Source organism: Bifidobacterium dentium JCM 1195 = DSM 20436 (assembly GCF_001042595.1).
Taxonomy (GTDB): Bacteria; Actinomycetota; Actinomycetes; order Actinomycetales; family Bifidobacteriaceae; genus Bifidobacterium; species Bifidobacterium dentium.
In genome coordinates this window covers 2,032,842-2,055,144 of record NZ_AP012326.1, presented here as the reverse complement: position 1 = coordinate 2,055,144, position 22,303 = coordinate 2,032,842, and the positions used below count along the sequence as shown (strand labels likewise).

17 protein-coding genes are annotated in these 22,303 nt (G+C 60.7%); 12 read left to right on the top strand and 5 right to left on the bottom strand.

Translation table 11 applies throughout. From position 1 onward, the window contains the following. Positions 1–154 precede the first annotated feature (154 nt). A complete protein-coding gene (locus tag BBDE_RS08655; protein ID WP_003838977.1) occupies positions 155–1,285 on the top strand; it encodes an NADH:flavin oxidoreductase/NADH oxidase in 1,131 nt (376 codons plus the stop codon). Between the two features lie 231 nt (positions 1,286–1,516). On the opposite strand, the gene BBDE_RS08650 is transcribed toward BBDE_RS08655, so the two are convergent. Continuing rightward, complete coding sequence (locus BBDE_RS08650) at positions 1,517–2,665, bottom strand: quinone-dependent dihydroorotate dehydrogenase (protein ID WP_003838980.1); 1,149 nt, start codon at positions 2,663–2,665, stop codon at positions 1,517–1,519. Between the two features lie 295 nt (positions 2,666–2,960). On the opposite strand from BBDE_RS08650, the gene BBDE_RS08640 reads away from it, so the two are divergent. From BBDE_RS08640 to galK, 4 genes are all read left to right on the top strand, one after another. After that, complete coding sequence (locus tag BBDE_RS08640; protein WP_012902457.1) at positions 2,961–3,761, top strand: polyprenol monophosphomannose synthase; 801 nt, start codon at positions 2,961–2,963, stop codon at positions 3,759–3,761. A 419-nt stretch (positions 3,762–4,180) separates the two neighbouring features. Beyond that, positions 4,181–4,984: a DeoR/GlpR family DNA-binding transcription regulator gene (locus BBDE_RS08635; protein ID WP_003838985.1), complete on the top strand. Its 804-nt coding sequence runs from the start codon at positions 4,181–4,183 to the stop codon at positions 4,982–4,984. Positions 4,985–4,989: 5 nt separating this feature from the next. After that, positions 4,990–6,240: a galactose-1-phosphate uridylyltransferase gene (gene galT / locus BBDE_RS08630; RefSeq protein WP_003838986.1), complete on the top strand. Its 1,251-nt coding sequence runs from the start codon at positions 4,990–4,992 to the stop codon at positions 6,238–6,240. A gap of 31 nt (positions 6,241–6,271) precedes the next feature. Beyond that, positions 6,272–7,522, top strand: coding sequence for a galactokinase (gene galK, locus BBDE_RS08625; protein ID WP_003838987.1), 1,251 nt, complete (start codon positions 6,272–6,274; stop codon positions 7,520–7,522). Between the two features lie 278 nt (positions 7,523–7,800). Here galK and BBDE_RS08620 read toward each other — a convergent pair whose 3' ends face one another. The 3 genes from BBDE_RS08620 to alsE form a co-directional block, all read right to left on the bottom strand. After that, positions 7,801–9,000, bottom strand: a complete 1,200-nt coding sequence (locus tag BBDE_RS08620) for an MFS transporter (protein ID WP_012902456.1) — start codon at positions 8,998–9,000, stop codon at positions 7,801–7,803. 128 nt (positions 9,001–9,128) lie between these two features. Beyond that, positions 9,129–10,127 carry an allose kinase gene (gene alsK / locus BBDE_RS08615; RefSeq protein WP_003838991.1) on the bottom strand — a complete coding sequence of 333 codons (999 nt, stop codon included), beginning with the start codon at positions 10,125–10,127 and terminating at the stop codon, positions 9,129–9,131. Positions 10,128–10,305: 178 nt separating this feature from the next. Continuing rightward, positions 10,306–11,004 carry a D-allulose 6-phosphate 3-epimerase gene (alsE, locus tag BBDE_RS08610; RefSeq protein ID WP_012902454.1) on the bottom strand — a complete coding sequence of 233 codons (699 nt, stop codon included), beginning with the start codon at positions 11,002–11,004 and terminating at the stop codon, positions 10,306–10,308. 199 nt (positions 11,005–11,203) lie between these two features. Here alsE and BBDE_RS08605 point away from each other — a divergent pair, with 199 nt between their 5' ends. The 4 genes from BBDE_RS08605 (at position 11,204) to BBDE_RS08590 (ending at position 15,937) form a co-directional block, all read left to right on the top strand. Further along, the gene (locus BBDE_RS08605) at positions 11,204–12,445 is read left to right on the top strand and encodes an ROK family protein (protein ID WP_012902453.1); all 1,242 of its coding nucleotides are present in this window, start codon (positions 11,204–11,206) and stop codon (positions 12,443–12,445) included. A gap of 229 nt (positions 12,446–12,674) precedes the next feature. Next, positions 12,675–14,117, top strand: a complete 1,443-nt coding sequence (locus tag BBDE_RS08600) for a DHA2 family efflux MFS transporter permease subunit (RefSeq protein ID WP_003838998.1) — start codon at positions 12,675–12,677, stop codon at positions 14,115–14,117. 160 nt (positions 14,118–14,277) lie between these two features. Continuing rightward, positions 14,278–14,550 carry an ACT domain-containing protein gene (locus BBDE_RS08595; RefSeq protein WP_003839000.1) on the top strand — a complete coding sequence of 91 codons (273 nt, stop codon included), beginning with the start codon at positions 14,278–14,280 and terminating at the stop codon, positions 14,548–14,550. A 22-nt stretch (positions 14,551–14,572) separates the two neighbouring features. Then, positions 14,573–15,937 carry a PFL family protein gene (locus tag BBDE_RS08590; RefSeq protein ID WP_003839002.1) on the top strand — a complete coding sequence of 455 codons (1,365 nt, stop codon included), beginning with the start codon at positions 14,573–14,575 and terminating at the stop codon, positions 15,935–15,937. 70 nt (positions 15,938–16,007) lie between these two features. Here the strand turns inward: BBDE_RS08590 and BBDE_RS08585 are convergent, their stop codons facing one another. Then, positions 16,008–16,694: a tRNA (cytidine(34)-2'-O)-methyltransferase gene (locus tag BBDE_RS08585; RefSeq protein ID WP_003839003.1), complete on the bottom strand. Its 687-nt coding sequence runs from the start codon at positions 16,692–16,694 to the stop codon at positions 16,008–16,010. Positions 16,695–16,753: 59 nt separating this feature from the next. Here BBDE_RS08585 and BBDE_RS08580 point away from each other — a divergent pair, with 59 nt between their 5' ends. The 3 genes from BBDE_RS08580 (at position 16,754) to rpoB (ending at position 22,220) form a co-directional block, all read left to right on the top strand. Then, positions 16,754–17,686, top strand: a complete 933-nt coding sequence (locus tag BBDE_RS08580; RefSeq protein ID WP_390622460.1) for an HhH-GPD family protein — start codon at positions 16,754–16,756, stop codon at positions 17,684–17,686. A 79-nt stretch (positions 17,687–17,765) separates the two neighbouring features. Beyond that, positions 17,766–18,419, top strand: a complete 654-nt coding sequence (locus BBDE_RS08575; RefSeq protein ID WP_003839008.1) for a hypothetical protein — start codon at positions 17,766–17,768, stop codon at positions 18,417–18,419. A gap of 240 nt (positions 18,420–18,659) precedes the next feature. Beyond that, positions 18,660–22,220 carry a DNA-directed RNA polymerase subunit beta gene (gene rpoB, locus BBDE_RS08570; RefSeq protein WP_012902450.1) on the top strand — a complete coding sequence of 1,187 codons (3,561 nt, stop codon included), beginning with the start codon at positions 18,660–18,662 and terminating at the stop codon, positions 22,218–22,220. The last annotated feature ends 83 nt before the right edge of the window (positions 22,221–22,303 follow it).

Genomic DNA, 22,303 nt, shown 5'->3' with positions numbered 1-22,303 from the left:
TATTGCTTGGTGAAAGTGAACAGTCCATGAACGCCAGCCCCAACCGGCGGGCGTTCTGCTTAGAATGCAGGTAATGCCGGGTGGATTGCCGGCAGGACTTTGGCAATCATCATAATCCGAACGGTGATGCTGTGCGAGCGAGAGAGGCGGAATCATGGGCGACGGCGAGAAAACCAAGAAAAAAGGCAAGAAGAAGGGTTCGGTGCGGCTGTTCGAACCGATGACCCTGCGCGGAGTGACCATGCGTAATCGCATCTGGTTGCCGCCGATGGACACGTATTCGGCATTCGCACAGGATGGCCTCCCTACGCCATTCCACTACCAGCATTATGTATCGCGTGCCATGGGCGGTTTCGGCATGATCATCGTGGAAACCACCGCCGTGGCGCCGGAAGGACGTATCTCGCCCTGCGACTTGGGATTGTGGAGCGACGATCAGATGGAAGCATGGCGATGGATCGTGGCGGATGCCAAGGCCGCCGGTGCGACCATGGCCGTGCAACTCAACCATGCGGGTCGCAAGGCCTCCACCGGTTGCTTCGCCGTAGGATTCGACGATGAGAGCGTGCCGGAGGAATTCGGCGGATGGCAGACCGTATGCCCGAGCGCGAACGCATACGGATCGCTGCGTACCCCGCGTGCATTGAGCGTGGACGAAATCCATGCGATCGTGGCGCAGTTCCGCGATGCCGCATGGCGTGCGTATGCCATCGGTTTCGACGCGGTGCAGATCCACGCGGCCCACGGCTATCTGCTGTCGCAATTCCTTGATCCGCTGATCAACGAACGTGAGGACGAATATGGCGGATGCTTCGAGAACCGTATTCGCATGCTGGTCGAAGTGGTGGATGCGGTGCGTACCGTCATTCCCGACGACATGCCGGTGTTGGTGCGTATTTCCGCCACCGACTGGGCTGCAGGCGGATGGGATCTTGATCAGAGCGTCGATTTGGCGAAGGTGCTGAAGGAGCATGGGGTTGACCTGGTGGATGTATCCACGGGCGGTCTCATTCCCGACGTGACCATTCCGGTCAAGCCAGGCTATCAAGTGCCGTTCTCCGAGCAGATTCGCTCACGTGCCGATGTTCCGGTGACGGCGGTGGGACTCATCACCAAACCGAAGCAGGCGGAGAAGGTGCTGAAAGCCGGGCAGGCGGATGCCATCGAAATCGGACGTGCGGCATTGCGGGATCCATATTGGCCGCTACGCGCGGCGAACAAGCTGGGCGTGCCGGTTGAGGAAGCGCCGTATCCGGCGCAGTATGTGCGCGGAGCCTTCCGCTGATCCCGCCTTCTCGTATAGGTGACGTATAAACCGCCAATGCGCGCGGGCGGACGCACGAACGGATATCGTACGGATGGGCGGCGTGCGAACAGGCGAACGGGATGGCGGCATACCCCATACAAAACCCGTAGGCCTGTCGGAATCAGGGATTCGTCCGAACAATTCCGACAAGCGCTATGAGGGCATGCCGTCCTCCCGCGATTGCACGTACTCGCCTACGTACGTGTTTATCTACGCATCGATGCCGACGGCTTGGCTGACGTGATCGAAGCCGTCCCGTTTCAGCAGTTCGGCAAGGCCGCGTTTCAACACGGTGATCTGCTGTGGGCCGCGATACATCAGGGCGCTGATGAACATGACCAGGCTTGATCCGGAACGGATCTTCTCGTAAGCCTGCTGTGGCGTGAAGACGCCTCCAATGCCCGCAATGGCGAAACGTTCGCCGTATTCACGGTAAGTCTGCCTGATCATCGCATTGCTGGCCGCATAGCAAGGGGAGCCGGACAGGCCTCCCTCCCAATCACGCGGTATTTCCATACCGGTGCGGTCCTTCTGCAGGTTCGCAATCGACAGGCCCTGCACGTTATGCTCGGCGAGCACATCAAGCAGATCCTTGAACTCGGCCCAGCTTTTGTTCAATGGCAACTTTACGAGTGTCGGCTGGGGACGATCGATCTTGTCAAGCTCGGTGAACAGCCTGTCAAGCGCTTCAGGGCTTTCGTTGAACGGTTCTCCGGCCTTCGTGTTCGGGCAGGAAATGTTCACCTCCACCATGGCGGAACGGCCTGCGGCGCGACGCATCGACATGCAGTAATCCTCGATGCCTTCGTCGAGGTCGCCGGTCTTATCGTCGTTCGTTCGGGCGATGGAGATCGACACCTGCATGCTCTTCGCGTCGTGCCAGGCGTGCTCGGCGCGTGGAATCACCTGCTCCGAACCATCGTTGGCGAGACCGACGTGCACCATCATCGAATCGTACTCAGGCAGGCGATGGAACCACGGCTTTTCGTTGCCGGGGCAAGGGCGCGAGGTGGTGGAGCCTACCGTTTCGAAGCCGAAACCGACGCTATCCATGAGCACGGGCATTTCGCAGTTCTTGTCAAGGCCTGCGGAAAGGCCGAACGGATTGGCGAAGTCGATGCCCATCACGTTCGTTTCGAGCACCGGATCGGTGTAGTTGAGCATTTCGCGGCACAGCCACATGAGCGGCGGGATGTTTTTGGTGACTTTGCAGAATTCGATCATTTGATCATGCGCCACGTCGGGTTGGTGGTTGAAGACGAAATACGGTTTGATGACGTGCTTGTATCCGAAGGTGAAAAGATCGGTGGTGGCCTTGTTCACCGCGTCGTGCCAAAAATTCTCAGAAACATATCCCATGGTCCACTATTTTCGCACCGTTGGGGAGGATTCTTCAACCTAGGTCAGGATAAATATGGCTGAGAGCGGTGGGCTTGACGTCATTTTGGGTTGGATGTATGGCGGCGGACGGTTTGTGGGGGGTGTGGTTGTTGGGTAGTGTGTTGGTTCTCTCGGGTGTGGGCCTCCGGTTGGGCGTTATGGGGCTCTGGTTGTTGGGTAATGGTTTGGTTCTCTCAGGCGTGAGCCGAAAGGTCTCGTTGTTTCCGATGTTCAATGCTATGGTGAGTTGGATGTTGCGTGAGGAGGTGCGGCTATGGCGGAACGGGTCTGCGTGGTAATGCCCACCTATAACGAGTTGGAGAACCTGCATCCGACCGTCGGCGGGATTTTCGCATGCCGACCGTCGGTCGAAATCCTAATCGTCGACGACGGCTCTCCGGACGGAACCGGCGAGGAGGCCGATCGCATGGCTGCGGAAGATCCGCGCATCCACGTGCTGCACCGCGCAGGAAAGAACGGTCTCGGACCAGCCTATCTGGCCGGCTTTGCGTGGGCGCTGGAGCGTGGCTTCGACGTGGTTTGCGAGATGGACATGGACGGCTCGCACCGGCCTCAGGATCTTCCGAAATTATTGGAAGCGCTCGCGGTGGAGGGGCCGTGCGATGACATTGTTGCGGAACCGGGCGACGGGCAATCGATTGATCGCGATCGTGGGATTGCGGCCGGTGCCATACCGGATCTGGTGATCGGCTCGCGTCGTGTGGACGGCGGACGTACGGAAGGATGGTCTCCTTTCCGTGATTTCATTTCACGTAGCGGATCATGGTATGCGCGGACGATGCTGGGGATTGGCGTGCGCGATATGACCGCAGGTTTCCGAGCCTACCGCGCATCGATGTTGCGTTCCCTGGATTTGGACGCGATTGAAGCGAACGGCTACGTGTTCCAGATTGACATGACCCGTCGCGTGGCGGCCGCGGGTGGAACAATCGTGGAGGTGCCGATCGTGTTCCCCGATCGGGTGCGAGGCAAATCGAAAATGAGCAACGCCATCGTTATCGAGGCGATGCGTCGCGTCACCGTCTGGGGCTTGCAGCGACTGTTCCATAAGTGATCCGCATCCCCAAGCCATTTGATTCGCATACGAAGCGAGAGCCGCTTGGCTGCACGGGTGTGCGGTCCGTGGATTTGGTGTGCACGCAGGATGGAGTGAGTGGCGGCGGAACGGTTACGAGTGCAGGAGCGGGTTTCGTACGGGCGAGAGGGTGGAATCGTGGCGCCGTCCGGGAAGCTGCTCCCGTCAAGGTGGGTTTCGTACGGGCGGGGGTGGAATATTGCCGATCGGTCGGGTGTCGGGACTCTGTGGATACACGGATATGCCTGCATCCAGTGCGGCGGAGTGGGTGTGAAACTCAGGATACCGCGTGCGTTTTTGTGCGATTCGACCATGTTTGCTTACCGTTTCGTCGTGAAAAACGCGCGAAACGCTCATTCCGGTTTTTATTTTGAGTGAACGTGTGCGATAATGTTCGAATGATATCGTCACAACGTCAGCATCTGATACTGAGCCGGTTGCGCACCCGTGGTGCGGTGCGTATTACCGCGTTATCCAAGGAATTGGGCGTTTCCGCCATGACCATTCGCCGCGATATCGCCGATCTGGCCGACAAGGGCCTTCTCAAACGCGTGCACGGCGGTGCGGTCACCACCAGCACGTTGCTGAGTGAGCCGCTGTTCTCTGTAAAGTCGCAGATGGACATCGGTCTCAAGGACGCCATTGCGCAGGAAGCCGTCAAATACGTGGCCCCCGGTGACGTGATCGCCATCGGCGGCGGCACCACCGCCTACGTGTTCGCACAGCATCTGCTCGAATCGCAGCAATCCTCCGGAATCACCATCCTGACCAACTCCATTCCCGTGGCGGAACTGGTGCAGGCGCTGGAATCGAAAGACGTGGAAGTCATCGTAACCGGCGGCGTGACCACCCGTTCCAACTCGCTGGTAGGCCCGATCGCCGACAAGGTGGTCGCCTCCCTGCGCGTCAACACCGTATTCCTGGGCACGCATTCCGTGTCCATTCCACGCGGCTTCCTCATGCCGAACTCGCTTGAGGCCGCGACCGATATGGCATTGATGGACATTGCCGATCGGACGATAATTTTGACCGATCACACCAAGTGGAGCTGCACGTCGTTGTCGCTGTTTGCACGCTTCGACCAGGTTGACACGGTCATTACCGATGATGGACTCGATCCCGATTCGGTTGGGAAAACAAGGGATTTGGTTAAAGAGCTCGTGCTGGCGCACCAGACCGAGCAGATGCAGGAAAGTGAGTAATCACCATGAGTGAATTCGCAACCTATGCTCCTGGAGAATATGCGAAGGAACACATCCGTATCACCCCGACCACGCTTGCCGATGGCCGTGACTTCTTCTATCTCGACGACGATCCGGAATACGTTTCCGGTGCCAAGACCCGCGAACTGAACGATCCGCGTCAATTGGCCTACCGTTTCTCCAATCAGCTCAACGCGGCCGGCGAGGAAGTGCCGTACGCCGCTCCGGAGATGCGCCGCGACCCGCTGACCGGCGATTGGATTCCGATGGCGACCGCGCGTATGAACCGTCCGATCACCGCCGGCCCCGGTGCCACCGCCAAGGGCAATCCGCTGGCCGCACGTAAGCCGGGCGACCCGTACCAGGATGGCGAAGTGCCGGACACCGACTACAACGTGGTCGTATTCGAGAACCGTTTCCCCTCGATGGTGCGTGTGCCGGGCCGTTCCGAGGCCGTGGAATACGTCGACGGCAACCCGCTGTGGGAGAAGAAGCTTGCCGCCGGCCGCTGCGAAGTGATCTGCTTCGATCCGGACGAAGATGGCCTGCCGGCCGATTTGCCGGTATCCCGTCTGCGCACCGTCGTGGAGGCATGGGCCTTCCGTACCGCCGAAATCTCCAAGATCGACGGCATCGAACAGATCTTCCCGTTTGAAAACCACGGGCAGGAGATCGGCGTTTCCCTGGCTCACCCGCATGGTCAGGTCTACTGCTACCCGTTCATCGCGCCGAAGATGGAAGCCGAGCTGCAGCATACCGAGGCCTATCACGAGAAGACCGGCGGCAATCTACTCAAGGATCTCATGAATGCCGAAATCGAAGCCGAGGAGCGCATCGTCATGCGCAACCACAGCTGGGTCGCCTATGTGCCGGCCGCCGCACGTTGGCCTCTCGAGGTGCATGTGGCCCCGGTGCGCGACGTGCTCACCCTCGACGAGCTCAACGATCAGGAACGCTGGGACCTCGCCGTGATGTACTCCACCCTCTTGAAGCGTGGCAATGCGTTCTTCGACAAGGGCGATGGCAAGGGCATGGACCTGCCGTACATCGCCGCATGGCATCAGGCTCCGATCCACGACGCCCGTCGCGAGAACTACCGCCTGAACCTGCAGTTCTTCTCCTTCCGCCGTGCCGCCAACAAGATCAAGTATCTGGCCGGCTCCGAATCCGGCATGGCCGCCTGGGTCTCCGACACCACGCCGGAACTCATCGCCAAGCGCTTCCACGAGCTCGGCCCGATTGACATCGAAGGCTGACCGGAACCAATACGAGCATAAGGACACACCAATGACTGATGTTGAATTCATTGAGCCGCTCTCGCACGACGAGGGCGTGAAGATCGCCGTCGATCTGTTCAAGGCCGTCTACGGAGAGGAGCCGACCGGCGTATGGGCGGCCCCGGGCCGTGTGAACCTGATCGGCGAGCATACCGACTATAACGCGGGCCTGTGCCTGCCGATCGCGTTGCCGCATCGCACCTTCATCGCATTGAAGCCGCGCGAAGACACGAAGGTACGCGTGGTTTCCGACGTGGCGCCGGATGCCGTCGCCGAAGCGGACCTCGATGGCCTGACCGCCGGCGGCGTGGAAGGATGGGCCGCCTATCCGGTAGGCGTGGCCTGGGCATTGCGAGAAGCCGGCTTCGATACGGTGAAGGGCTTTGACGCCGCCTTCTCGTCTTGCGTACCGCTGGGCTCTGGCCTGAGCTCCTCGGCCGCCATGACTTGCTCCACCGCACTGGCGCTCGATGACGTGTACGGTCTGGGCTATGGATCCACCGATGCCGGCCGCGTGACCCTGATCAATGCGGCCATCAAGTCCGAGAACGACATGGCCGGCGCATCTACTGGCGGTCTCGATCAGAACGCCTCCATGCGCTGCTCGTTCGGCCATGCGATCCGCCTTGACTGCAAGCCGGGCCTGTCGGCCGTGGAAAGCGTCGAACCGAAGGAATTCGATCTCGACAGGTACGGTCTGGAACTACTCGTACTCGACACCCGCGCCCCGCATCAGCTTAACGATGGCCAGTATGCGCAGCGACGCTCCACCTGCGAGCAGGCCGCCGAGATTCTCGGCGTCGCCAATCTGCGCGTTACCGCCGAAACCGTTGCGGCCTCCGCCGATCCGGCCGCCGCGCTTGCGGACGTGCTTGACAGGCTGGAAGACGGGACCATGAAGAAGCGCGTGCGCCACGTCGTCACCGAAATCGGACGTGTGGACCGGTTCGTGGACGCCTTCGCCGCGGGCGACATCAAGACCGCCGGCGATCTGTTTAACGCCTCTCATGACTCATTGCGCGACGATTACGAGGTCACCGTGCCGGAACTCGATACCGCCGTGGATGTGGCCCGTGCCAATGGCGCGTACGGCGCCCGCATGACCGGCGGCGGCTTCGGCGGCTCCATCATCGCGTTGGTCGACAAGGGCCAGGGCCATGAGATCGCCCAGAAGATCGCCGATGAATTCGAGTCCAAGGGCTTCAACGCCCCACGTGCCCTGCCGGCATTCGCCGCAGCCGCCGCGAGCCGCGAAATCTGAAGCCATGATCGCATGAGGTTGCTCCGATGGATGCCATCATCAGGGCAACCCTAGGTGAAAAGGTGAGATACAGTCGCGCACGATTCCCCGAGATGTATTTTTTGGGGAATCGTGCGCGATTTCTTAGATGGGATCTCATTGATTCGTAATGAGAATCCTAATTAAATACCCCCTAGAGGTGGCTTGAGGCCATGGGTGTACTTCTGGTGGGGATGGCAAAACGCACGATTCCCGAAAAGCCAGGTTTTCGGGAATCGTGCATGAACGGTCAGCCGCGGCTATTTGCGGATCAGATGATAGGCGGCATAAGCGGCGGCGATGACCAACAGCACGATGCCATACACCAGATACGGCTGGCTCAAGGCGGAACCACCGACTAGTTTCAACGTGTATGGAGCGGTGAAGGCGCCGAGATTGCAGCCGACCAACACCACCGACGTGCACAGCGTATCCGAACCCTTCGGGCAGACCTCGGAAATCTGGTTGAACGTATACGAAATCATGGTCGGGTAGGAGATTCCGGCAATCATTGCGCCTGCGCACAGCACCACGAAATTCGGTGCGAAGTAGATTACCAGCGAACCTGCGGCAAGCGCCGCGAGGCCGACGGTCAGGGTCTGTGCTTGCAGGGCCTTATTGATGAAGCCGAAGGCGAAGCCCATCAGCATGCCGCCGATGGTCATAACGCTCAGCAGGGTGGAGGCCTGCTGGATGGTACCGAAACCGGAGTCGGCGATTACCGATGACAGGCGTGTGGTCAGGCCGACGTACATGGTCACGGCGGCGATCAGGAAGACGGTGATTAGCAGAATCGGACCGTTCACCGACTGCTTGACGGCATCGGAATCGGCGGAATCCATGGCAGCGTCCGCCGGAGCGTCCGGTTCCTTCGGCACGAAGGCGACGAACAGAATCAGAATCGGCACGGCCAGCAGGTAGACGAGGAACGAGCTGTTCCAGCTGAGCAGCACTAGGAATCCCGCGGCGAGCGTCATCAGCGACTGGCCCAGCGATTCGAAGGCGGAACGGAACCCCATCAATGTGGCCTTTTCGTCGCCGGAGAAGAATTTGGCGATCATGGAGACGGCCAGCGAGTTGATCAGGCCGAATCCGACGCCGAGGCCGATGCGTGAACCCATGATCACCCAGAAATTGCCGGTGAAGAGGAACGGGATGATACCGAAGATGGCGGCGATGACCAGACCCGCGGTCACGGTGGCCTTGTCGCCGATTTTACGGGCGATGAAACCGGAGGCGATGATCATGATGATCATCGAGAACGAGGGCACGGTGCTCAACAGTTCGACGTTGGCACGCGGCTGGTCGGGAAACTGCTTGATGAGCGCCGGCATCACGCCGGAAATCGCGTTCGACGAGGTGAGTAGCAGGGAAATGGAAAGCAGGGAGAATTTCATCAGCGGGCCATATCCACTACGGGTGGCGGAGGTGCCGGCCATGGAAGAGGTTGCGTTGGTCATGTTGCGTCCTTACAACAGGAATGTTCTATATTGTCGGTTGGTGATCGTCTGTGATTATTATGCCCGGACGAAGCCCGTAAGAAAGGATGAAACGGGTTCCGTCCGGAAGAATGATGAGAGGGAGGCCGTCAGATCTGCTCGAGCGCGCACAGGGCCGCGCCGATTACGCCGTCGTATTTGCCGGGGATGGTGTAGACGATCGGCAGATCCTCGGCCGGGTACGGCTTGCGGGACATGCGCTTGATTTTCTCTTCGAGTCGCTGCTTGGGGAAGCCTTTCATCTGCGTCACGCCGCCGCCGATGATGATTTTCGCCGGATCAAGCAGATTGATGACGGTCGAGAAGGTCCAGGCGAGATGCTCCAGCCAGTCGTCGATGAACTGCTCGTCGCCATACTCGCTGAACGCGTCGTCGATGGAGGCGCCCGGATGGTGCGCTTCGAGCTCACGTACCAGCGCATTGCCGGAGGCGGCCGTTTCGGAGCAGCCTTCCAACCCGCAGCCGCAGGTCCTGCCGGTCGCTTCGTAGATGTGACCGAGTTCCCCGGCCACGCCGTGCAGGCCGGCCAGAATCTTGCCGTCCACCGCCAGCGCGCAGCCGATTCCGGTGCCGACATAGCAGCCGAAGGTCACACCTTCGAGATTCTGCAGATTCAGGCGTTTCGCGTCGTACCGGATGATCATGTTCACGTCGCGGTCGATGAACACCGGTACGCCGAAGCGGCTCAGTCGTTCCGGCACGTTCACGTTGTTCAATCCTGGAATGAACGTGGTCTGCAACACTACGGTGCGTGTAGCGTCGACGACGGACGGGAAGCCGACGGAAATCGCCTTCAGCTCGTATTTGCCGTCGAGCATTTCGGCAAGATAGCCTTCGAGATAGTCGGCGAGCTTGGTCATCGGATCACTGCCGCTCAGAGCCTCCTGCGAACTGACGCGACGGGAATCGACGAGTGCACCGAGAGCGTCGACCAGGCCGACGCGCAGGTTGGTGCCTCCGATGTCGATGCCAAGCACGACCGGGGTCTTCAACGTGGCGGAATTGACCGGGCTGTCGGCGGTGGCGACGATCGGCTCGTTGTTGGCGATTGCGGTTGCGGTTGCCGGAGTTGTATCGATGTTGTTCATGGTTGCTCCATTGCAAGGGAAGGGTTGGTGGAATCGATGTGGCCGTACCGGGATGTCGCTACGGCTGAGGGTGACGCAGAACCGTTCCGAATTTGGATGAAAGGTATGAAGGAGAGGGAACGGCCCTGCGCCAAGTGATGATGGGGAGGAGTCGCCGCGACGGATTCGACGGACCGAATCAGTCTTCGACCGGCAGCGTCTCGCCGGTGGTGCGTTCGTAGTTGGCGCGCATCTTGGCCCAGGCCTTGTCGAGATCGCGGTCGAGCGAGAACAGGCCGGAATTGCCCAGGATGAACGTTTCCGCGCCGGCGTTGCGTAGTTTGGCGAACGTCTTTTCGCTGCACGAGCCGTCGATCTGGATTTCGTAATCCAGACCGTGGTCGGACTTGTACTTGGCCGCCTGCTCGATCTTGGCAAGCATTTCGTCGATGAACGGCTGTCCGGCGAAGCCGACGTCGATGGTCATCAGCGTGAGCAGATCGACGCGTTCGATCAGTGGCAGAATCGATTCGAACGTGGTCAGCGGGTTCACCACAAGACCGGTGCCGCAGCCCAGTGCGCGGATCGAATTCATGGTGCGGAAGGCATGCGTGTTGAGCGTTTCGGCATGGGGTGAGATCACGTTCACGCCGACCTGGGCGAGCGGCTCCAGCCAATAGTCGGGGTCGGTGGTCATCAGATGCGCTTCGTTGCGTACGGAGCTATGCGGCAGCACCCACTTGAGCCATTCCGGGCTCAGGGAGAGGTTCGGAGCGAAATGGCCGTCCATGATGTCGAGATGAAGGGAATCGGCATGCTGGCTCAGCGTGCTCACCTGCTCGCCGGCGATGGAGAAGTCCATGCACATCAGCGAGACCGCAAACTTTGGGGTTTCCATATCGGGTCCTTTCTTATGATGGCTGTCTTCGTCGGTACCAACACGGGGAAGCTGCTGCGCTTGCGCCGTTTTCCTTAAGGTGGTTCTTACGATACGATTTCGATTAATGTGGTTCAACGACAGATTTATGCAGTAATTCGACATTAATCTGTCGTATGTCGAAAACATTGGAATCTCAACGATTTTTGAAAGGATTGCGATGAAGCGGTCTGCAATATCGTCGACGAAACAACAGTGGCGTTTCGCCCTGCCGGACCGGCCGTGGACGTTGGCCGTTACCGGCAGCGAGCTGCCGAGCGAAGTCGCGTTGCTGGTCTCCTCCGGTAAGGCGAACAGCAAGGCCGAGTTGGTGCGTGAAACCGGTTTGGCCCGATCGACGGTGTCGTCATGCGTGGACGGGCTGCTGCATAGGGGAGTGCTGACGACTTCCGGCGTGATCGCAGTGGACCGTGGACGCCCTGCGGAACGACTGGTGATCGACGATCGGCTTGGTCTGATCGCCGTGGCCGACGTGGGCGCCCGGCACACCATGCTCGGCATCGCCGACATGAACATGCGGCTGCTTGCACACGAATGGCATGTGATTTCGATAGCCGACTACACTCCGGAGGATTTTCTGGCCTGGGTGAGCGAACAGCTGTGGCGCATGGCATCGGCGGTGAATGCCGACCTGCCGTTGCGTCATGCCGTATTGTCGCTGCCTGCGCGCATCGACATTCGTGAGGATGCGCCGATCCGTCCGCCGATCATGCCCGGCTGGGATGCGTTCGATGCGGTGCGGCACATGCAGGACGCGCTTGGCTGCCCGGTTGGTGTGGAGAACGACACCAATATCCGCGCGCTGGGCGACGCGGCGATGCTGCCCGAAGACGAGCGGCCGATCATCGAAGTGAAGATAGGCACCGGCATCGGCGGCGGCATCATCGTCAAGGACGGGCGCATCTTCCACGGATTCGACGGATCCGCCGGGGAAATCGGGCATACGTCATATGATCCGCGCAATCGGAAACGATGTGCTTGCGGGCAGACCGGATGCTTGGAAACACAGGCATCCGTACCGGCCATGCTACGGCGCATGCAGGCGCTTTCGCCGACCGCCGACGAGCCGGACAGCGTGGAACAGCTCATCGAACGGCTGCGCGACGGCAATCTCGGTGCCGAGCAGGCGGTGCGTGAGGCAGGCGAGGCGATCGGCATCATGGTGGCGACGCTGTGCAACGTCCTCAATCCGAGGCATGTCATCGTCGGCGGGCTCATCGTGGAGGCGAGCGACGAGCTGCTCACCGCCATCCGCACCACCGTATACAGGACCGCACGCCCGCTGACCACGCGCAACCTGAGCATCGGTCGCAGTCCGCTCGGACGCTTCGCCGGTCTGGCAGGCGGCATCGTGCTCGCCACACAGGAGACCCTGTCGCCGGAACGCCTGTACAACGCGTGAGGCATCAATGGAAAACGTAGGCGACACGCCAGGCGAACTTACGAAGAATCGGGATCCATGGTAGCTTGACGGCTGTTTGAATAACCGCATGGCTTAGCCGAAATATCAGGCTTGGCCATGCGGTTTTTTGTTGCCCGAAAACGGGCGGTTCGCGAATCGAACGACCGTCCCGCAACACGGGCCAATCACACCTATTGCCGTCGAGAGAGGAAAGACGTTGTCCGAAAGCATGGCAACGCAGCAATCGCAAGTCATCATGCGTCCGCAAGGAATCGCGGTGCATGCGCAATCACAGGAGAAAGAACGCTTCGCACACCCGCATAGGGTGATGCTCGGCCTATACGTCGGCGCGTTTTTGGGCATGCTGTCCGAAACGTCCATGAACATCGCGCTGCCGGATCTGTGCGACACGTTCGGCATCACCACCGGCATCGCACAGTGGATGGTCGTCGGCTACATGCTCGCCATCGGCATCGTGTTGCCGTGCGTGGGCTTCCTGCTCAAGTGGGTCAAGGCGAAGACCCTCGTGCTGGTCGCGCTCTCCTGCTTCCTCGTCGGTTCCTTGCTTTCCGCAGTGGCGCCGGCGTTCGCGCTGGTGCTTGCCGGACGAATCATCCAAGGCATCGGCACCGGCATCGTGTTGCCGACCATGTATGCGGCCATCATGCGTGTGTTCCCTCCGCAGAAAATCGGCGCCGCCAACGGTGTGGCGGGTCTCGTGATCATGTTCGCTCCGGTGATCGGCCCGACCTTGGCCGGTCTGATCATCGGCGCCTCCTCCTGGCGTGCGATCTTCATGCTGTTCGCCGTCGTCGCCGTCGTCGCCATCGTCTGCACTGCGGCCACGTTCGTCACGCCGATCGAAACGACCCGTCCGAAGGTCGATGCCTTGTCGGTGCTCGCATCCGTGATTGGGTTCGGTTGCCTGGTGGCCGGTGTGAGCCTCGTCGCCGACATGGGATTCTCACCGCTGGTCGTGGCGCTGCTGGTGATCGGCGTACTGGTCGTTGCGTGCTACGCATACCGTCAGCTGCACATTGCCAACCCGGTGCTGGATCTGCGTGCACTCGGCATCGCTTCGTTCCGTACACCGGCCCTGATGGTCACCTGCTCGTTCGCCTGCACGTTGGCGATCATGTACCTTGCTCCACAGGAGCTGCAGCGTGGCCTGGGACTGAATACCTCCGTAGCCGGCATGCTGATGCTCGCCGGTGGTGTGGTCAATGCGGTGTGCTCGTTCCTGACGGGCCGCTGGTACGACCGTGTCGGGGCACGTCCGCTGGTGAGCGCAGGTGCGGTCATCGGTATCGTCGGTTCCCTGCTGTTCCTTGCGATTGGCGCGACTACGGCGCCGGTGTTCTTCATTCTTGCGCATGTGGTGTTCATGATTGGCATTCCGTTGATGCAGCAGTCCGCACAATCGGCCGCGCTGAAGGGATTGCCGCGTGAGCTTGCCGCCGATGGTTCCACGATTCTGAACACCATGCAGCAGGTGTTCGGCGCAATCGGCACGTCCATCGCCACCTGCCTGCTCGGCATGGGTTCCGGCGCAAGCGAGGCGGAGGGCTTCGTGGCCGGTTCCCGCTACGGCTATGTATTCGGCCTGGTGCTGATCGTGGTCGTGCTCGCGTTCTCCTTCTTCCTGAAGGAAGGCAAGGATGCCTCGCGCTAGGATCCGACGAGGCCGGCATGGCGAAACGAGCCGTCTCACAATGTAAGGCGATCGCTTGAAAGGCACGTGTTTTGGCACGTGCCTTTTCTATACTTGGGGTCACGTCCGGCATTTGCCGAGGCGGCAGCTGGATATTCGTACCTAACGTTTAGGGAGTTCCATGAACAAGGCAATCATCACCGTCGTCGGTCAGGACACTGTCGGCATCATCGCACGCGTCTGCACCTATCTGTCCGAACATCAGGTCAACGTGCTCGATATCTCTCAGACCATCATCGACGGTTTCTTCAACATGATGATGATTGTCGACTATTCCAATGCCGACAAGGAATTCGGCGAGGTCGTGGACGACCTCGAAAAGCTCGGCGACGAGATCGGCGTGCGCATCCGCTGCCAGCGCGAAGAGATCTTCACCAAGATGCACCGCGTCTGATAGGGGAGAAAAGGAAACACCTATGCTGAATATCATGGAGGTCCACGAGACCAACCAGATGATCGAGCAGGAGAAGCTCGACGTGCGCACCATCACCATGGGCATCAGCCTGCTGGATTGCGCGGCCGATGACGTCGATACCGTCTGCGACAACATCTACAACAAAATCACCACCTATGCCAAGGATCTCGTGCCGACCGGCCAGGCCATCGAACGCGATTACGGCATCCCGATCGTCAACAAGCGCATCACCGTCACCCCGATCTCGCTGGTCGGCGCCAGCTCCTGCAAGAGCTCCGACGACTTCGTGAAGATCGCGCACGCGCTCGACCGGGCGGCCAAGAAGGTCGGCGTCGATCTGATCGGCGGCTACTCCGCGCTCGTGTCGAAGTCCATGACCCCGGCCGAGGAGATGCTCATCCGCTCCCTGCCGAAGGCGCTGTCCGAAACCGACATCGTATGCTCGTCCGTCAACGTGGGCTCCACCAAAACCGGTATCGACATGAATTCCGTCGAACTGCTCGGCCACATCATCAAGGACATCGCGCACGCCACCGCCGACAACGATTCCTATGGCTGCGTCAAATTCGTGGCGTTCTGCAACGCTCCGGACGACAATCCGTTCATGGCCGGCGGCTTCCATGGCGTGACCGAAGGCGATGCGGTGATCAACGTCGGCGTTTCCGGTCCGGGCGTGGTCTCCCGTGCGCTCGACGAGGCCAAGGGCAAGGATTTCGAATTCCTGTGCGAAACCATCAAGCGCACCGCGTTCAAGATCACGCGTGTCGGCCAGCTGGTGGCGCAGGAGGCGTCCCGTCGACTCGGCGTGCCGTTCGGCATCATCGACCTGTCGCTCGCGCCGACTCCGGCCGTGGGCGATTCCGTCGGTGAAGTGCTCGAGAAGATCGGCTTGGAGCAGGTCGGCGCTCCGGGTACCACTGCGGCGCTCGCCATGCTCAACGATCAGGTGAAGAAGGGCGGCATCATGGCGTCCTCCTATGTTGGCGGACTGTCCGGCGCGTTCATTCCGGTTTCGGAAGACAAGAACATGATCGATGCGGCATCCAACGGCTGCCTGAAGATCGAGAAGCTCGAAGCCATGACCTGCGTATGCTCGGTCGGCCTTGATATGATCGCCATTCCGGGTGATACCACCGCTTCGACGATTTCCGGCATCATCGCCGACGAGGCCGCCATTGGCATGGTCAATCAGAAGACCACCGCCGTGCGCGTGATTCCGGTCGAAGGCAAGGGCGTCGGTGAGATGGCCAACTTCGGCGGACTGATGGGCTACGCGCCGATCATCCCGGTGAACCAGACGTCTTGCGAGGCTTTCGTGACCCGCGGCGGCCGAATTCCCGCGCCGATCCACTCGTTCAAGAACTGACGTTCTCTGACGACAGAGCCCGGCCTTCCTTATGCGGAGGGCCGGGCTCTGTTGCGTTCATATACAGTTTTTACTTACCGCCGATAAAATTCAACTGACGCCACGCCTCATAGATGGCGATGGAGGCGCAGTTCGTCAGATTCAGGGAGCGCAGGCTCGGCCGCATGGGCAGGCGAACCTGTTCGGCCACGTGAGGGCCGGCCATGATATCCATCGGATCGGGAATGTCGCCCGGCTCCGGGCCGAACAGCAGAATATCGGTCGGCTTGTATTCGATTTCCGTGTACAGCTTGGTGGCATGCGCGGTGAACGCGATGATGCGCGAATTCGGCATGGACTGCACCAGATTGTCGAAATCCGGATGCAGCACCACATGTGCCATGTCATGGTAGTCAAGGCCCGCACGGCGCAGCTTCGTATCACGAAGATTGAAACCAAGCGGCTCCACCAAATGCAGGATCGTGCCGGTCACCGCGCACAGGCGGATCGCGGAACCGGTATTGCCCGGAATACGAGGGGAGTAGTAGCACAGATGCGGTGTGGAGGTTTCGGCCTTGGCCGCGTCTTCGGCCGACAGCATCGCGTCGACCACGGAAATCGGATTGCCATGCGCGTCGGTCACCAACTCATCCGGACCGTAATTCGACTTACGGTAGCCGTATTCGAACATCTTCTCGACCTTGGCCTCCGCGTTCCGCGTGGCGGTCTGTGCAGCTTCTGCGCCCTGAGCTTCAAGGGCACGCTCTTCATTCGTCATAAATGCTAAGAATAGAAACGATGAACGACACGAACACTTCAGCCGAAACCATGCCCTCCATGCCGGAAGACGGACATGACGGAGATGCCGGTATGGTGGCCGAATCGCTTGCCGAATGGTGGCATGAATCCGCCCGCGATCTGCCGTGGCGATTCGGACGGGCCACGCCGTGGGGCGTGCTCGTCTCCGAAGTGATGAGCCAGCAGACCCAGATGAGTCGCGTCGTGCCGTATTGGCAGGCATGGATGGAACGTTGGCCGGATGCGGCCGCGCTCGCGGATGCGTCCAAAGCCGATGTGATCACCGCCTGGGGTCGTCTCGGCTACCCGCGCAGGGCCTTGCGTCTGCAGGAATGCGCGCGAATGGTGGCGGACGATTACCATGACGATCTGCCGCGTACCTACGACGAGTTGGTCGCCCTGCCTGGGATCGGCGACTATACGGCCAGCGCGGTGATGAGCTTCGCCTATGGTGAGCGGATCGCCGTGATCGATACCAATATTCGACGTGTGCTCTCGCGGGTGTTCCTCGGCGCCGAGTCGAGAGGAGGGGCGGCAAGCCCTGCGGAACGTGCGTTGGCGAACAGGGTGTTGCCTGAGGATTCCGCCGCACGATGTCGTGGATTCGACCGGCCATCCGTGGTGTGGAATCAAAGCGTCATGGAATTGGGCGCGGTGATCTGCACGGCGAAAAGCCCGCTGTGCGAACAGTGCCCGGTCGCTGCCGAGTGCATGTTCCTCGCCAACGGCCGTCCTGGATTGGGGGAACGGCGCACGCGTCCCCATCAACGGTTCCGAGGTACCGACCGGCAGGTGCGCGGGCTGGTGCTGAACGCGTTGCGGGGACTGCCGGATGGGCGAATCGCAATCGATCGCAAGGACATCGAGGCACTGTGGTCCGATCATATCCAGCTCGACAAATGCATTGCGTCGCTTGACGATGACGGCCTGATCGAAATGTTGCCGGACGGCAGTGTGCGGCTGCCGTGCTGACCTTCGTGGACGGACGTGGTTCCGTCCGCAATGGCGGAAACCCGAGCAACCGAACGTCGGCAAGGTAGACTGGGGAATCATGGCACAGAAGAATTCCGCGAAGACGACCGTCAAACGCAAACGCAGCAAAAAGCAGCAGGCGATGTTCCGTCGTCGCCGCATCGTCGTCGGCATCGCGGCGCTGATCGCCATAATCTTCGTCGTATTCTGCATCTACTCGGTCTCGCAGGGCATCGTCGCGGTCAATCGTGAGATTCACCACGACGACGTCTATGCGATCTCCAAAAAAGAGGTGCCGTCGCCTTCCGAGGACGAGAAGAAAAGCGGAGTGCCGGATTGCGGCGCATCCAACGTGTCGCTGTCGTTGACGCCGGCGTCGCAGAGTTTCGGTGTCGGCGGCACCCTTGATTTCACGACGACGGTCAAGTATGACGGTTCCAGCAAGGTCGGCTGTCTGGTCGACGCGTCGACCTCCGGCGTGGTGCTGACGATCAAATCCGGCGATGACGTGATCTGGAAATCCAATGTATGCCCGGCTGATCAGGATCTGCGGCTGATCGCCACGGGCGACAAAATCCAAGGCACAATCACGTGGCCGGGCGATCGCACCGGATCCGAATGCGCGGATGATTCCACGTTGCCTCGCGTCGACCGCGGCACGTACGTGGCGCAGCTGACCCTTGCCGGCCATGCCAAGGCCAAATCCGACCCCGTCACGGTCACCGTGGAGTAGTTCGCGCGATTCTCCCTCCGCGGCTTCGTGCCGGCTTGCTCATCCGAGGGAAAACGGCATCGGGTACGAATCCGGAAAATCTTTAAGATATGGTATTCTGTTGACTTTGCGTAAGATGCATGTCATATAGCTGGCATGCTGACAAGGAAGAAGCGCCCGCGTATTAGGCATATGGTGGCCAATGAGAGCGCTTCCGGGGAAACATATCGATACGATTAAGCGAGCGATAAGGAACGTCCATTGGCTGAGGCTACGACGAACACCACCACCATCATCGCACGCGCCGACCAGCATGACATTGATCTGCATAAGGCGTCGGACCGTGTGAACTTCGGCTCCATCCGCGAGCCCATTGATGTACCCTACCTGCTGGGTGTACAGACCGACAGCTTTGATTGGCTCATCGGCAGCGAACGCTGGAAGCAGCGCGTCGAGGAGGATCTGGAAAACGGCACCAACACCGTACCGCATACCTCCGGTCTCGACGAGGTCTTCCAGGAGATCTCCCCGATCGAGAACTTCGCGCAGACCATGAGCCTGACCTTCTCCGATCCGTATTTCGAGGAGCCGCGTCACACCGTGCAGGAATGCAAGGAGAAGGACTACACCTACTCCGCACCGCTGTACGTGAACGCCGAATTCGAAAACGGCGACACCGGCGAAATCAAGTCCCAGACCGTGTTCATGGGTGATTTCCCGCTACAGACCCCGCACGGCACCTTCATCATCGGCGGTACCGAGCGAGTGATCGTATCCCAGCTCGTGCGTTCCCCCGGCGTGTACTTCGACCGCAGCCAGGACCGTACCTCCGACAAGGAGATCTTCGGCGCGAAGATCATCCCGAGCCGTGGCGCATGGCTCGAGTTCGAGATCGACAAGCGCGATGTGCTCGGCGTGCGTGTGGACCGCAAGCGTAAGCAGTCCGCCATCGTGTTCCTCATGGCCATCGGCATGACCAAGCAGGAGATCGCGGACGCGTTCAAGGATTACCCGCTGGTCATGGACGCCCTCGCCAAGGAGACCGTGGACACCCAGGAAGCGGCCCTCACCGATCTGTACCGCAAGATCCGCCCGGCCGACACCGCCACTCCGGAAGCCGGCCGCAATCTGCTGGACTCCTTCTACTTCAACACCAAGCGCTACGATCTGGCCCGCGTCGGCCGCTACAAGATCAACCGCAAGCTCGGTCTTGAGAAGGACGTCAACGACCGCAGCCTGTCCCGCGAAGACATCATCGCCACCATCAAGTACCTGGTCACCCTGCATGCGGGCGAGGCCAAGTTCCCGGGCAAGCGTGACGGTCAGGACGTGGATCTGCGTGTGGATGTCGATGATATCGACCACTTCGGCAACCGTCGTATCCGTCAGGTCGGAGAGCTGATCCAGAACCAGCTGCGTACCGGTCTGAGCCGTATGGAGCGCGTGGTGCGCGAACGCATGACCACGCAGGATCCGGAGGCCATCACCCCGCAGTCCCTGATCAACATCCGCCCGGTGAACGCCACCATCAAGGAATTCTTCGGCACCTCCCAGCTGTCGCAGTTCATGGATCAGAACAACCCGCTGGCCGGCGTGACCAACAAGCGCCGTCTGTCCGCACTGGGCCCCGGCGGTCTGTCCCGTGACCGTGCCTCCATGGAAGTGCGAGACGTGCACCCGTCCCACTTCGGCCGCATGTGCCCGATCGAATCCCCTGAAGGCCCGAACATCGGTCTTATCGGCTCCCTGGCAACCTTCGGCCGCATCAACCCATTCGGCTTCATCGAGACCCCGTACCGCAAGGTCGTCAACGGTCATGTGACCGACGAGGTCGAATACATGACCGCGGATCGCGATGCCGAGCACGTGATCGCCCAGGCCAACCAGGAGCTCGACGAGAACGGCAACTTCGTCAAGAGCCAGGCCCTTGCCCGAGTCGGCGAGGAAGAGGCAGTCGATGTGCCGGTCAGCTCCGTCGACTACATGGATGTGTCCCCGCGCCAGATGGTGTCCGTCGGTGCCTCCCTGATTCCGTTCCTGGAGCACGATGAGGGCCACCGAGCGCTGATGGGTACCAACATGCAGCGTCAGGCCGTGCCGCTGATCCAGTCCGAGCGTCCGCTCGTGGGCACCGGCGCCGAATGGCGTGCCGCAGTGGATTCCGGCGACGTGATCCTGGCCGAGAAGCCCGGCGTCGTGACCTACGTTTCCGCCGACATCATCCGCACCATGAACGACGACGGCACCACCAGCTCCTACAAGCTGGCCAAGTTCCAGCGTTCCAACCAGACCACCTGCTACAACCAGGTGCCGCTGATCCACGACGGCGAACGCGTGGAAGCCGGTACCGTGCTGGCCGATGGCCCGGCGACCCAGAAGGGCGAAATGGCCCTGGGCAAGAACCTGCTCATCGCCTTCATGCCGTGGAACGGCTACAACTACGAGGACGCAGTGATCATCTCCCAGCGTCTCGTGCAGGATGACACCCTGAGCTCCATCCACATCGAGGAATACGAGATTGACGCCCGTGAAACCAAGCTGGGTGCCGAAGAGATCACCCGCGACCTGCCGAACGTCGGCGAGGACGCGGTGGCCAACCTTGACGAGCGCGGCATCATCCGCATCGGCGCCGAGGTCGAGGCCGGCGACATCCTGGTCGGCAAGGTCACTCCGAAGGGCGAGACCGAACTGACCCCGGAAGAGCGTCTGCTCCGCGCCATCTTCGGCGAGAAGAGCCGCGAAGTGCGTGACACCTCGCTGCGCGTGCCTCATGGCGAGACCGGTACCGTGATCGCCGTCAAGGAGATCACCCGCGAGGACGCCGAGGAGGCCGGCGACGAGCTGCCGAACGGCGTGAACCAGATGATTCGCGTCTACATCGCACAGCACCGCAAGATCACCCAGGGCGACAAGCTCTCCGGCCGCCACGGCAACAAGGGCGTCATCTCCCGCATCCTGCCGGAAGAGGATATGCCGTTCCTGGCCGACGGTACCCCGGTCGACATCATGCTCAACCCGCTGGGCGTACCTTCTCGAATGAACCTTGGCCAGGTGCTCGAGCTGCACCTCGGCTGGATCGCCCACGCCGGCTGGGACATCTCCCTTGACCCGGATGCCGAAGCCGCTTGGAAGAAGTTCGTGCCGCAGGGCGCCGAAAAGGGCGCTCCGGGCACTCCGGTGGCGACTCCGGTGTTCGACGGCGTGCGTCAGGACACCTTGAAGGGCCTGCTTTCCTGCACCCTTCCGGACCGTGACGGCAACAAGCTGGTCGGACCCGACGGCAAGGCGACCCTGTTCGACGGACGTACCGGCGAACCGTTCCCGAAGCCGATTTCCGTGGGCTACATGTACATGCTGAAGCTGCACCATCTGGTCGACGACAAGATCCACGCCCGTTCCACCGGCCCGTACTCCATGATCACGCAGCAGCCGCTGGGTGGTAAGGCGCAGTTCGGTGGCCAGCGCTTCGGCGAGATGGAAGTGTGGGCCCTCGAGGCCTACGGTGCCGCCTACACGCTGCACGAGATGATGACCACCAAGTCCGATGACGTCGACGGCCGCGTGCGCGTGTACGGCGCCATCGTGAAGGGCGACAACCTGCCGCCGGCAGGCATCCCGGAATCCTTCAAGGTACTGCTCAAGGAAATGCAGTCCCTGTCGCTGAACGTCGAGGTGCTCAACGCCGAAGGCGTGGCCATCGACATGAAGGACGAGGACGACGACCCGTCTTCCGCCTCCGACGACCTGGGCTTCAACATCGGTGCTCGCCCTGATGCATCCGCCAAGGAAGAACAGGTAGTGGAAGCCCCTGAATTCCAGTGATTCCTCGGACCGTCACGCCCCCGGAGGCAAACGTCGCCGAAGCGTGGCGGTCCCCACGAAACGTGAATAATCAAAAGAAACGA